The organism is Bacteroides clarus, assembly GCF_015555825.1.
GTDB lineage: Bacteria > Bacteroidota > Bacteroidia > Bacteroidales > Bacteroidaceae > Bacteroides > Bacteroides clarus.
This window is the reverse complement of the sequence record NZ_JADNLF010000001.1, coordinates 287,806-299,659: the sequence shown is the minus strand read 5'-3', so window position 1 is coordinate 299,659 and position 11,854 is coordinate 287,806. Positions and strand designations below refer to the sequence as shown.

The window sequence follows — 11,854 nt, the reverse complement described above, 5'->3', positions numbered from 1 at the left end:
TCATTTCTCGTTCCTTGCAATATTCTCCAGCATCTTGGCACGATATTCCGGATGCGCTTCCACCAACCGGAGCAATGCGTGGACGCTTCGGTCGGTCTGTTCATAGAAAGTAGCGTAAAGCTCTTGCAGCAAGGTAAAATCTTCCATCGTATCGAGCGTAAAGCGAAGGTCTAACCGGCCTTCCAATTCATCGGGCAACGGAAGCAGACGAATACTGAACGCTTCGGGATGCGTATAGAGGTAAATCGTAACGTGCTCTATATACAGCTTCTCCTGTGTAGCGGCAGCTGCACGGCGCAATGCGTCGGCGGTTGTCAGCTCGGCAAACAAGCCTAAATGCGATTTGATGGTAGGGCGGCCGTCTGCAAAGCCGTAGGCAATATAATCCGCCGGCCGGGCGTCATGTTCCGCGAAAAACGTCAGGAAACTGTCGGGACGCAGGAAAGGATTATCCGAACAAACACGGATAAAGCGGTCTAAGCCGAACGTTGCGGCCGCCCGGATAAAGCGGTCGAGCACATTATCCTCATCGCCCCGGTAGCAACAGATACCTGCTTCACGGGCAACCTCCGCCAATATGTCATCCTGAGGGCGGTTGGTAGTGGCAAGGACAATCGTCCTACCAATACAAGCCTGCTTGATATTGCCGATTAAGATGTCGATAATGCGCTGCTTGCCATAGAAAGGGAGCAGTATCTTATTATGCAACCGGGTAGAACCGGTACGTGCCTGAATGATGATTCCGTCTTTCATAACTTCATTCGTTTAAAAGCGTCTATATAACTGCCCGGCGTAACGTTAATCACTTCCTTGCCCAACCGTCGAGCATAGGCTTCGAGCACGAAATAGGACTTAAAGGCCACATACATGTGGTAAAGTATCGTATAAAGCCGTGCGCTATGCAGGTTCTCCTGCGTCACCGTCGCCGCCTGCGACTTGTCACGGTCATAGAAATGCTTTTGGTGCATCAGTACCACATTATCGTCCGTCACCGTGATTTCCGGCAACCAGGAATGGTCGGCACCTGCCAGATAAATCTTCTTAAACGGCAGGCGCAATCCGATGGCGATAGAGGGAATCAGCACATTGTGAGGGCGGGGTACCCCCCAACCTTTACCGAACACCCAGTTGCAGAATCCCTGTACACCTTCTATCGGAGTGGTATTATAAATGCAGAGGCGGATATTCCGGTTACCGGCCAGCATAGGCTGCCACTCTTTATTCTTCAAAGCACGGGCAGGAATAAACAGGTTCATCGGCCAGGCGGTCTTTTCGGCAAGCGTCTGAAACAACTGCACACGCTTTTCGGGAACAATCCAAAAGAGAGGGTCGGCTATCAGATATATCTCCGGGCGAAGCTGCTCGAACATAGGGGAGGTAACGCAGAAATTCACCGCCAGCAACGTCTTGCCTTTTATAAAATCCGGAGTTTCCTGAACCGTACGGTTCAATGAAGGGCCGTTAGCCAGTATCAACAACTCTTCCGGATTACTGAACGACGACGGCAAATGCGTACGCCACTTGGATTGCAACAGTATCTTCACCACGCTCAGGAAAGTCTGCCACAGTTGCTCCAGTCTTTTCATTCCTTTATCTCCCATACTTACATTTATTTTCTACCGATGAGCCATAGGTTTCTTACGACGAAAAGCCCGTTTCCTCCGATGATAAATCCGCTTTCCACCTCAATATTTTCATTGCTTACGACATCACGGGCTTTTAACTCCGGCAAAGATAGGGAGTTTAGCGGTTACAGACTAAAAAAATAAAAGATTTATGGAGCAGAAAGCGGCAAAAGCAGTACTTTTGTCCAAACATTCCGCAAAAATGAGAGTACTATTAATCAATACATCCGAACGCATCGGCGGAGCAGCCGTGGCGGCCAGCAGACTAATGGAGTCGCTCAAGAATAACGGCATCAAGGCCAAGCTTTTGGTACGTGACAAGCAAACCGACCAAATCACCGTAGTTTCATTGAGCCGCAACTGGCGCATGGTATGGAAATTTGTCTGGGAACGTATCGTTATATGGAAAGCCAACCATTTCAAACGGGATAATATCTTTGCCGTCGATATTGCCAATACGGGTACGGACATCACCTCGCTCCCGGAATTTCAGCAAGCGGATGTAATTCATCTTCATTGGATAAATCAGGGGATGTTGTCTCTGAGAAACATCGAGAATATCCTCGCATCGGGCAAACCCGTAGTGTGGACCATGCACGACATGTGGCCGTGCACCGGTATCTGCCATCATGCCCGCGAGTGTACCCGCTATCAGCAGGAGTGCCGTAACTGTCCTTTCATTCATGGCAATGGCGGCAAGAAAGACCTCTCCTACCGGACTTTCTACAAAAAACAGAATTTGTACAAAGGACGGCACATCAACTTCGTAACGTGCAGCCACTGGCTGGAAGGCTTGGCAAAGAAAAGCGCCTTGCTCGCCGGACACACGATTACCTGTATTCCCAATCCCATCAATACCAACTTGTTCAAGCCGCACAACAAGCAAGAAGCGCGCAGCAGATGTAAACTGCCTCAGGATGCCAAGCTCGCTCTGTTCGGCTCTGTAAAGATAACGGATAAGCGGAAAGGAATCGACTATCTGGTAGAATCGTGCAAACTGCTGGCGGAAAAGCATCCCGAACTGAAAGAAAAGCTCGGCGTCGTCGTTTTCGGCAAGGAGTCGCAGCAATTGGCGAACTTACTGCCTTTCAAAGTCTATCCGCTGGATTTCGTCAGCAACGAACATCAGTTAGTGGACATTTATAATGCGGTAGACCTTTTTGTCACTCCCTCACTGGAAGAAAACCTGCCCAATATGATTATGGAAGCCATGGCGTGCGGTATTCCCTGTGTCGGTTTCAACGTAGGCGGTATCCCCGAAATGATAGACCATCTGCACAACGGATATGTGGCGCAATATAAATCGTCCGAAGATTTTGCCAACGGCATCTACTGGACGCTTACCGACCCGGATTATTCCAGCCTCTCCGAACAAGCCTGTCGGAAAGCCGTCACCCACTATTCGGAAGGTACTATCGCTAAAAAATATATCGACCTGTACAACAAAGTCACCGGAAAAAATGCATAATCATCCCACCCCCAAGTTCAGCGTCATTACCGTGACCTACAATGCCGAAGCGGTATTGGAAGACACTATCCAGAGCGTTATCTCGCAAACTTACCGCCATGTGGAGTATATCATTGTGGACGGGGCCTCGAAAGACAAAACACTTTCTATCACAGACCGCTACAAGAATCACATCGCACAGGTAGTAAGCGAACTCGATAAAGGCTTGTACGACGCCATGAACAAAGGCATCCGGCTGGCTACGGGCGATTACCTTTGTTTCCTCAATGCCGGAGACAGTTTCCATGAGGATGATACGCTACAACAAATGGTACATACATTGACAGGAAGCGAATTGCCTGATGTGCTGTATGGCGAAACGGCTCTGGTAGATAAAGAAGGGCACTTTGTCCGTATGCGCCGTCTGTCCGCCCCGGAAACGCTGACGTGGAAAAGCTTCAAACAAGGAATGCTTGTCTGCCATCAGGCATTTTTTGCCAAGCGCGCTTTAGCAGAACCATATAATTTGAAGTACCGTTTCTCCGCCGACTTCGACTGGTGTATCCGTATCATGAAGAAAGCGCAAACGCTACACAATACTCATCTCACGATAATAGACTATCTGGACGAGGGTATGACTACCCGGAACCGGAAAGCCTCGCTCAAGGAGCGCTTCCGCATCATGGCGCAACATTACGGCTGGATAAGCACCGCAGCCTATCATGCCTGGTTCGTACTGAGGGCAGTACTGAAAAAATAATCTATACGGTTTATAAAATCGGATGTGCCGCCTTATTGGCACACTTATGCCATCGAGCAGGCACAGGCCTGCCATCATAGTGGCACAACATTGCCAATGAAGTGACACGTACATATAGGCTACGGACAAGCGTACTTAGGGTTTAAGCAGCGAACGCAACTCTTGTACACCTTCCGATGCTCCCTTTTGGATTATATGTATCCGCCGCGTGGAATGTACATCTACCGGTTTAGGATCTATCAGATACACTTCGGCCTCACGAGGCACGTAGTTCAGCAATCCGGCAGCCGGATATACATTCATCGAGGTACCGATAATAACGAATATATCCGCTTTTTCCACATAGTTGACGGCCGTTTCAATCTCAGGAACCGCCTCCCCGAACCAGACGATAAAGGGACGAAGCTGAGTACCGTCACCGGCCTTATCTCCCAACTTCACTTCGTATTCATCCGGTTTCAGTTCTTTTATGTAATGCGGATTATAAGGGGCGCGACTGGAACAAACTTTTGTCAGTTCGCCATGAAGATGAATAACCCGTTTACTTCCGGCACGCTCGTGCAGATTGTCAACGTTCTGTGTAACAACCGTCACATTGAAATCCTTCTCCAGTCCGGCAAGCCCGATGTGCCCGGCATTCGGCTCTACATCCAGTAATTGCTTGCGGCGCTCGTTATAAAAGTTGATGACCAGTTCCGGATTACGGGCATAACCTTCGGGAGTAGCCACCTGTTCTACCGGATACTTATCCCACAACCCGCCTGCATCACGAAAAGTACTGATGCCACTCTCGGCGCTCATACCCGCACCGGACAAAACAACCAAGTTCTTCATCTTTATATCTCCTTAAAGTTCATATAGTCATACAAATGTATGAATAATACCCGAAAAGAGGGAAGTTATTTTCACTTGCTAAGATTTTTTAATCTGAAAAAAACAAAATCATTCAAATAAAAGACGTACTTTTGCCATTCGTTAATTTGCAATAGGCTGGAAAAGAAATCATTTCAGCCGTCAACAAAATCACTTTATGGATAAATTCAGTTATGCTATCGGCCTTGGAATAGGTCAGAATCTTTTAAGTATGGGTGCTAAGGGCATCGCAGTAGATGACTTTGCACAAGCAATCAAAGACGTCTTGGATGGCAACCAAACGGCTATCAGCCACACGGAAGCCCGCGAAATAGTAAATAAGTACTTCGAAGAACTGGAACAGAAAATGAATGCCGCCAACATTGAAGCCGGCAAGAAGTTCCTTGAAGAAAACAAAAAACGTCCGGGCGTAGTTACCCTGCCCAGCGGACTCCAGTACGAAGTAATCAACGAAGGTAACGTAGGCACATACGCAAAAGCTACCGACCAGGTACAATGCCACTACGAAGGTACATTGATTGACGGAACATTGTTCGACAGCTCCATCAAACGCGGCCAACCCGCCACATTCGGTGTGAACCAGGTAATTCCGGGATGGGTGGAAGCCTTGCAACTGATGCCCGAAGGCGCCAAGTGGAAGCTTTACATCCCCAGCGAATTGGCTTACGGAGCACAAGGTGCAGGTGAAATGATTCCGCCGCACAGTACCCTCGTTTTTGAAGTGGAACTACTTAAAGTATTAAATAAATAATTTTAAAAGCAAAATGAAAAAAGTAACATTTATCATGGCTCTTGCAGCAGCTGCCGGTTTGGCTTCTTGTACTGCACAAAGTCCGAAAGCAAATCTGAAAACGGACATCGACTCATTATCTTACGCTATCGGTATGGCACGTACTGAAGGCCTGGACCAATATCTTGCACAACAAGGTATCGATTCCACTCAGATGACAGACTTCCTGAAAGGTTTCAACGAAGGTGCAACAAAAACAGATAAGAAAGATGCCGCTTACATGGCAGGTCTGCAAATCGGACAAATGGTAAGCAAGCAATGGGTAGAAGGTTTCAACCAACAGATTTTCGGTGGAGACTCTACACAAACTATCAGTCGTGAGAACCTGTTGGCTGGTTTCGTTGCCGGAGTTATCGGCAAGGGCATCATGACCAAAGAAGAAGCTCAGACTTTTATGCAGACCCAAATGGATGCCGTAAAATCTAAAGCTTTAGAGAAGAAATACGCTGACAACAAAGCTGCCGGTGAGAAATTCCTCGCAGAAAACAAGACTAAGGAAGGTGTTGTAACTACTCCGAGCGGTCTGCAATATAAAGTTATCACCAAAGGAACCGGTGCAATTCCTGCCGATACCAGCAAAGTGAAAGTAAACTACAAAGGTACATTGATTGACGGAACAGAATTCGACAGCTCATACAAGCGTAAAGAACCTGCTACATTCCGTGCCAACCAAGTTATCAAAGGTTGGACAGAAGCTCTCACCATGATGCCTGTAGGCTCTAAGTGGGAACTCTACATCCCGCAAGACCTGGCTTACGGTGCAAGAGAAACCGGTGGTCAAATCAAACCGTTCTCTACCTTGATTTTTGAAGTAGAACTGGTAGGTATCGAAAAATAATACGATAACGCAATAAAGCGGTAGGGCGGTAAAGTGATGATACTTTACCGCCCTATTCAATTATCACCCTACCACTTTATCACCTCTCCATCCCTTATCACTTTATCACCTTATTAACCTATCACTTTATCGTATTATCACTTTTATTCTTTTTTTCTTCCCATTTTATAGATAAATTAAAATAAAGTCCTATATTTGCTTACTATTTGATAAGAACAAGAACTTTACTTATTTACTATTATGGAAAAAATAGACAATCTTGATCGGCAGATTCTGGAGATTATTTCCCAAAATGCCCGTATTCCTTTTAAGGATGTAGCTGCCGAGTGTGGCGTATCACGTGCTGCCATTCACCAACGTGTACAGCGCTTGATTGATTTGGGTGTCATTGTCGGATCCGGCTACCATGTAAATCCCAAGTCTTTGGGTTACAGAACTTGTACTTATGTAGGAATCAAATTGGAAAAAGGTTCCATGTATAAGGCTGTTGTCGCCGAGATGCAAAAGATTCCCGAAATCGTGGAATGTCATTTTACCACCGGTCCGTACACTATGCTGACCAAAGTGTATGCACGCGATAACGAACATTTAATGGATTTGCTGAATAACAAGATGCAGGAGATTCCCGGTGTCACCGCAACAGAAACTTTAATTTCACTGGAACAGAGTATCAAGAAAGAAATTCCTATTTGCCCGGAAAAGTAAGATAAATAAAACAATAGAGTGATAAAATTGTTATTTTATCACTCTATAATTTTACCACCTTATCACTTATAAATATGGATTTCTTAAACGAATATCACCTGTCAGGACTTGTAATCGGTATCTGTACTTTCCTTATCATAGGTATCTTTCACCCCATAGTAGTAAAAGCCGAATATTATTGGGGAACTAAATGCTGGTGGATTTTCCTACTGTTAGGGATCGGTGGCGTCATAGCCTCATTATGTACCGAGAACATTCTGGTAGCCTCACTTCTTGGCGTATTCGCATTCTCATCATTCTGGACTATCAAAGAAGTCTTTGAACAGGAAGACCGGGTAAAAAAGGGATGGTTTCCCAAGAATCCTAAACGAACATACAAATTCTAAACAAAATACATTCGCATTTTTATCTGAAACGCTTGCATATTTCAAGAGAAAATACTACTTTTGTCCCCGCTATCCGAGATAAGGATACACCGGACTTGTAGCTCAGTTGGTTAGAGCAACAGACTCATAATCTGGAGGTCCCTGGTTCAAGCCCAGGCTGGTCCACAAGAAAGAGGCTCATTCCGAAAGGAATAGAGCCTTTTTTAGTTATAAACTATTCGAGTTACCGGAAAACACGCTCATTCAGTACTCCCAATTCATCGATTTCTATCCGGTTTTCATCGGTTTTCCAACCGTAATCACCCGAAAAGTATTCAGCAGCATAAAGAATTAATCTACTTTTGAGCCGACAATCATAAAAACCAAAAACAATGGAAGACAAACAGAAATTCCCGTTTCACAAAGGTTATGGCAAAATGCTGACAGCCTCACTCCTTATCCTTACCGGATTATTACTCTTTGCCCGCAATTCGGGGATGATAACCGAAGAATATTTCAACCTTCTGGTAGCGTGGCACTCCCTTTTTATTATAGTAGGTACATACACCATCATACGCCAACGCTATCTTTTGGGCGGTACTTTACTATTGGCAGGCATCTATCTTTTAGGCAACAAACTCATGTTATTCCCCGATAACTCCCAAGCAATGCTTTGGCCTTTGATTCTTATCCTTACCGGAATCTTTGTCATCAGCCCCCATCGAAGCAAACATTGGAAAAACCGTAGAATGCAACATGCCAGAATGATGCAACAAATGGCAAATGCAAGAACGGGAACACAAGGAGAACAAAAATACCAATCGGAAGACGGTTTTCTATACTCAAACAACTCGCTCAGCGCCGTACGCCATGTAGTATTGGATGAGCTGTTTAGAGGAGCCAATATACGCACCTACTTCGGCGGTACAACAATCGACTTACGCCATACACACATAGCCTCCGGCGAAACCTACATAGACCTGAACTGCAACTGGGGCGGAATCGAGTTGTTCATCCCTTCAGACTGGAAAGTACAAATAGAGTGTAACTGCTTCTGCGGCGGTTGCGAGGACAAACGTTGGAAAGGAGCGGAAACCAAACAAGAATGGTCTGTACTCGTCATCCGGGGCAATATATCATTCGGCGGCATAGAAATAAAAGATTGACGTATGGAAGCACATCCGATAACAGATTACCCTTATCGCTGGACTCCGGCACTGGGACTTTCACTCTTTCTGGTGATTGCTCAAACCGCATTGCTCCGATGTTATACCGACACAGACTGGATACCCGCCCTAATAGACGGAATTACCACAATTGGATGGTTCACAATACTATCCTATCTGTCATGGTTTATAGTAGGCACCGTTTCCATGTGCAGAACGAACATCATAACCGGTGTAACAGTCATTTTATTATGGCTGGCAGGAAGTTTCATGATTTGCGACATCATGGTAAGAATTGCAGGTATGCCATACATACCATTTGCCTATACCATACCTTTTCGCCTTTTGTTCGGTATCCCCGCCTGGATAGCCATACTTTTATGGTATCATCTCCAACAGGCAGGAAACGTACCTTCGGAAGAGGCAAACTTTCCCATCCCCGAACACGAAGAGATATCCACAGAAGAACAAGTACGAGATGAACCCATCGACCGCATTACTGTAAAAGACGGTTCCCGGATACATATCATCAAAGTAGAAGAACTGCTATATATACAGGCCTGCGGAGATTATACCACATTGGTAACCTCCACGGGAGAATATATTAAGGAGCAAACCATGAAATATCTTGAAACACATTTACCCGCAGACAACTTTGTTCGTATTCATCGTTCAAGTATTGTGAATATAACGCAAATATCCCGTCTTGAACTTTTTGGCAAAGAAACATATCAGCTGATACTAAAGAACGGAGTAAAGCTACGGGTAAGCCTTACCGGTTACCGATTACTGAAAGATCGTCTGGGTATATAAATCAAATACGAACCGGAGTTTCGGTAACCATCCCCTCTGCTACCGCCACAGCTATTTACATCACCATAAATCCTTAGCTGTAATAAGACCTGCTTTATCATATTTCGATTATCTTTGTCCGTCACAAGGAGAATTGAAATATGATAAAATCTGCAAGATACCTGTTCTTCATCTGCATATCGGCTATTATTGGGGGCGGATGCCGGCAACATCCTTCCATACAAACCGCTACGACTGAAGATATTTATACAGACACCATATGCTCCGTACTCCCTGCCAAGAGCAAAATGGCGGCTTATCTGGATTCACTCGGCTTCATCAATATTGCCGAGGCGGATAACAGTATTGCCATAGACCTGATGTACACCCGTGCAGACAATTTCACAGGGCAGGTATTATACGAAGACTTGCATGAAGCCTATCTTCACCCGGAAGCAATGGAAAGCCTGTTGCAAGCCCAAAAACTCTTGAAAGAGATATGTCCTGATTACAGCCTCATCGTCTACGACGCAGCACGTCCTATGTCTGTCCAGCAGAAGATGTGGAACGTGGTAAAGGGAACACCCAAATATATATACGTATCCAACCCCGCACGGGGCGGTGGCCTGCACAACTATGGCCTGGCGGTCGACATCAGCATCATCGATGCCCAAGGACAGCCGTTACCAATGGGTACCCCCGTAGATTATCTCGGTAAAGAAGCCCATATTACCGGAGAAGAGCAATTAGTACAAGCAAACAAGATTACCAAACAAGAAATGAAGAACCGCCGTCTCTTGCGTAAAGTAATGAGAGAGGCCGGTTTCCGCCCGTTACCCAGCGAATGGTGGCACTTTAACCGTGTCAGCCGGCAGACAGCTAAAGAAAAGTACCCAATAATCCCTTAACCCAAGCAACCTCTATCTGCAAAAAACGGACAGCCTGCGTCTTACTTTGTTTCCTCACTATAACTTTGCAAATGATACAAACCAAGAATTGAAGTCTCCTCATATAGTGCAGAACTGTTTGTTTTGGTTATCTTTGTAATAAAATACCAAATTATTCCCCAATGATAACAAGAACAATGGACATTTTCACGTTTAGAAAGGAGATATAAAAAGATATATTTGACAATACAGTTCCTTATCTTGAAAAATTTACCGAGAATGGAAAAGACACGAATGACCGAAATACACAGCCAAGACACTCTCCACTTCATCCGTACACACCGCCGGGAAGACGTAAGACTCCTTGCTTTGCAGGCACACCGTTACCCCTCGGTAGATATGCCTGCCGCCATCACACAAATTTCCGGCTGGCAGATTGCCAGAGAGAAGATACCTGCATGGGCCGAAAACGAGAAGATACTCTATCCGGTTCACCTTTCTCTGGAGCAATGCTCCTCCGAGGTGACTGCACGATATAAAGCGGAGATTATAAACCGTCTGCTGAAACCTGAACAACAGAGCTCCGAAGAAAATGCCACTCCCGTATCGGGAAATTCCGTCACCGACCTCACAGGCGGATTCGGCATTGACTGCGCCTTTTTATCTTCCTGCTTCCGGAAAGCTACTTACGTGGAACGCCAGCAAACACTTTGCGAGATTGCCCGGCACAATTTTCCCGCCTTAGGGTTGAACCACATTTCCGTCTGCCATGAAGACAGCATTCACCATCTGCAAGAGATGAAACCCGTAGATTGGATATTCATAGACCCCGCCCGACGTGACGGGCATGGAGGTAAAACGATAGCTATCAGCGAGTGCGAACCTGATGTGTCCGCTTTGGAAGACTTACTGCTTGAGAAAGCGTCACACGTATTGGTTAAGTTGTCTCCTATGTTGGATCTAACTCTCGCATTGCACGATTTGAAACATGTACAGGCAGCCCATGTCGTTTCTGTCAACAACGAATGCAAAGAGCTTCTCCTCGTATTAGGGCACGAAATAAATTTATCCTCCGAGGAAATTCCTATTCACTGCACCAATCTCACAGCATCGCAAAAGGCTCAAAACCTTCTGTTCACCCGCCAACAGGAGAAAGAGCATCCATGCCCGTATACCTCCATATTGAAAGCATACTTGTACGAGCCCAATGCATCCATCCTAAAAGCCGGAGCGTTCCGCAGCATTTCATCCATATATAATGTAGAGAAACTGCATCCCAACAGCCACCTTTACACTTCCGACGCATATATACCGGACTTTCCCGGACGCAGGTTCCGCATTACCGGCAGTAGCAGCCTCAACAAGAAAGGGCTTAAAGAACTGATAGGTACGGAAAAAAAAGCCAACCTCACAGTACGTAACTTCCCCACCAGCGTGGCCGAACTGCGAAAGCGCCTGAAACTGGCGGACGGTGGAAATATCTATCTGTTTGCAACTACCCTTGCCGATGAAAAAAAACTATTGATTGCCTGTAAACAACCCTGATATATAGTCAAAAAGCAGTAAAACATAAAGACGTGGAACCGGTATATCCGATTTGCAACTT

13 protein-coding genes and 1 tRNA gene are annotated in these 11,854 nt (G+C 45.8%); 11 read left to right on the top strand and 3 right to left on the bottom strand.

The features are described from left to right. Together I2F54_RS01080 and I2F54_RS01075 are read right to left on the bottom strand one after the other, a co-directional pair. Entirely contained in the window at positions 1 to 753 is a 753-nt protein-coding gene (locus tag I2F54_RS01080) for a cytidylyltransferase domain-containing protein (protein WP_087425393.1), read from the bottom strand. Next, a complete protein-coding gene (locus I2F54_RS01075; protein WP_022218532.1) occupies positions 750 to 1,601 on the bottom strand; it encodes a hypothetical protein in 852 nt (283 codons plus the stop codon). The genes I2F54_RS01080 and I2F54_RS01075 overlap by 4 nt, the downstream gene beginning before the upstream one ends. Positions 1,602 to 1,827: 226 nt before the next feature. Between I2F54_RS01075 and I2F54_RS01070 the strand changes: the two genes are divergently transcribed. Both I2F54_RS01070 and I2F54_RS01065 read left to right on the top strand, forming a co-directional pair. Further along, on the top strand, positions 1,828 to 3,093 hold the full coding sequence (locus tag I2F54_RS01070) for a glycosyltransferase family 4 protein (protein WP_087425514.1): 1,266 nt from the start codon (positions 1,828 to 1,830) through the stop codon (positions 3,091 to 3,093). Next, on the top strand, positions 3,086 to 3,832 hold the full coding sequence (locus I2F54_RS01065) for a glycosyltransferase family 2 protein (RefSeq protein ID WP_195500344.1): 747 nt from the start codon (positions 3,086 to 3,088) through the stop codon (positions 3,830 to 3,832). The genes I2F54_RS01070 and I2F54_RS01065 overlap by 8 nt, the downstream gene beginning before the upstream one ends. 135 nt (positions 3,833 to 3,967) lie before the next feature. Here the strand turns inward: I2F54_RS01065 and I2F54_RS01060 are convergent, their stop codons facing one another. Continuing rightward, positions 3,968 to 4,666 carry an SIR2 family NAD-dependent protein deacylase gene (locus I2F54_RS01060; protein ID WP_009122121.1) on the bottom strand — a complete coding sequence of 233 codons (699 nt, stop codon included), beginning with the start codon at positions 4,664 to 4,666 and terminating at the stop codon, positions 3,968 to 3,970. Between the two features lie 196 nt (positions 4,667 to 4,862). Between I2F54_RS01060 and I2F54_RS01055 the strand changes: the two genes are divergently transcribed. The 9 genes from I2F54_RS01055 to I2F54_RS01015 all read left to right on the top strand — a co-directional run bounded on the left by I2F54_RS01055 (position 4,863) and on the right by I2F54_RS01015 (position 11,793). Next, positions 4,863 to 5,456, top strand: coding sequence for an FKBP-type peptidyl-prolyl cis-trans isomerase (locus I2F54_RS01055; protein WP_195500343.1), 594 nt, complete (start codon positions 4,863 to 4,865; stop codon positions 5,454 to 5,456). Positions 5,457 to 5,469: 13 nt separating this feature from the next. Further along, positions 5,470 to 6,333, top strand: coding sequence for an FKBP-type peptidyl-prolyl cis-trans isomerase (locus I2F54_RS01050; RefSeq protein ID WP_022218535.1), 864 nt, complete (start codon positions 5,470 to 5,472; stop codon positions 6,331 to 6,333). 240 nt (positions 6,334 to 6,573) lie between these two features. Beyond that, complete coding sequence (locus I2F54_RS01045) at positions 6,574 to 7,038, top strand: Lrp/AsnC family transcriptional regulator (RefSeq protein WP_004291634.1); 465 nt, start codon at positions 6,574 to 6,576, stop codon at positions 7,036 to 7,038. A gap of 74 nt (positions 7,039 to 7,112) precedes the next feature. Next, positions 7,113 to 7,424 carry a DUF4491 family protein gene (locus I2F54_RS01040; RefSeq protein ID WP_009122118.1) on the top strand — a complete coding sequence of 104 codons (312 nt, stop codon included), beginning with the start codon at positions 7,113 to 7,115 and terminating at the stop codon, positions 7,422 to 7,424. 91 nt (positions 7,425 to 7,515) lie between these two features. Continuing rightward, a tRNA-Ile gene (locus tag I2F54_RS01035) sits at positions 7,516 to 7,589 on the top strand. A 206-nt stretch (positions 7,590 to 7,795) separates the two neighbouring features. After that, the gene (locus tag I2F54_RS01030; RefSeq protein ID WP_195500342.1) at positions 7,796 to 8,569 is read left to right on the top strand and encodes a LiaF transmembrane domain-containing protein; all 774 of its coding nucleotides are present in this window, start codon (positions 7,796 to 7,798) and stop codon (positions 8,567 to 8,569) included. Between the two features lie 3 nt (positions 8,570 to 8,572). After that, positions 8,573 to 9,382, top strand: a complete 810-nt coding sequence (locus I2F54_RS01025; protein ID WP_195500341.1) for a LytTR family DNA-binding domain-containing protein — start codon at positions 8,573 to 8,575, stop codon at positions 9,380 to 9,382. 140 nt (positions 9,383 to 9,522) lie between these two features. Beyond that, complete coding sequence (locus I2F54_RS01020) at positions 9,523 to 10,269, top strand: M15 family metallopeptidase (protein ID WP_118466919.1); 747 nt, start codon at positions 9,523 to 9,525, stop codon at positions 10,267 to 10,269. A 258-nt stretch (positions 10,270 to 10,527) separates the two neighbouring features. After that, a complete protein-coding gene (locus I2F54_RS01015) occupies positions 10,528 to 11,793 on the top strand; it encodes a class I SAM-dependent methyltransferase (protein ID WP_195500340.1) in 1,266 nt (421 codons plus the stop codon). Positions 11,794 to 11,854 lie beyond the last annotated feature (61 nt).

What these genes read in the sequence shown, in the direction of transcription:
- I2F54_RS01080 (WP_087425393.1), bottom strand. Translation starts at nt 753, where the DNA reads ATGAAAGACGGAATCATCATTCAGGCACGTACCGGTTCTACCCGGTTG.
- I2F54_RS01075 (WP_022218532.1), bottom strand. Translation starts at nt 1,601, where the DNA reads ATGGGAGATAAAGGAATGAAAAGACTGGAGCAACTGTGGCAGACTTTC.
- I2F54_RS01070 (WP_087425514.1), top strand. Translation starts at nt 1,828, where the DNA reads ATGAGAGTACTATTAATCAATACATCCGAACGCATCGGCGGAGCAGCC.
- I2F54_RS01065 (WP_195500344.1), top strand. Translation starts at nt 3,086, where the DNA reads ATGCATAATCATCCCACCCCCAAGTTCAGCGTCATTACCGTGACCTAC.
- I2F54_RS01060 (WP_009122121.1), bottom strand. Translation starts at nt 4,666, where the DNA reads ATGAAGAACTTGGTTGTTTTGTCCGGTGCGGGTATGAGCGCCGAGAGT.
- I2F54_RS01055 (WP_195500343.1), top strand. Translation starts at nt 4,863, where the DNA reads ATGGATAAATTCAGTTATGCTATCGGCCTTGGAATAGGTCAGAATCTT.
- I2F54_RS01050 (WP_022218535.1), top strand. Translation starts at nt 5,470, where the DNA reads ATGAAAAAAGTAACATTTATCATGGCTCTTGCAGCAGCTGCCGGTTTG.
- I2F54_RS01045 (WP_004291634.1), top strand. Translation starts at nt 6,574, where the DNA reads ATGGAAAAAATAGACAATCTTGATCGGCAGATTCTGGAGATTATTTCC.
- I2F54_RS01040 (WP_009122118.1), top strand. Translation starts at nt 7,113, where the DNA reads ATGGATTTCTTAAACGAATATCACCTGTCAGGACTTGTAATCGGTATC.
- I2F54_RS01030 (WP_195500342.1), top strand. Translation starts at nt 7,796, where the DNA reads ATGGAAGACAAACAGAAATTCCCGTTTCACAAAGGTTATGGCAAAATG.
- I2F54_RS01025 (WP_195500341.1), top strand. Translation starts at nt 8,573, where the DNA reads ATGGAAGCACATCCGATAACAGATTACCCTTATCGCTGGACTCCGGCA.
- I2F54_RS01020 (WP_118466919.1), top strand. Translation starts at nt 9,523, where the DNA reads ATGATAAAATCTGCAAGATACCTGTTCTTCATCTGCATATCGGCTATT.
- I2F54_RS01015 (WP_195500340.1), top strand. Translation starts at nt 10,528, where the DNA reads ATGGAAAAGACACGAATGACCGAAATACACAGCCAAGACACTCTCCAC.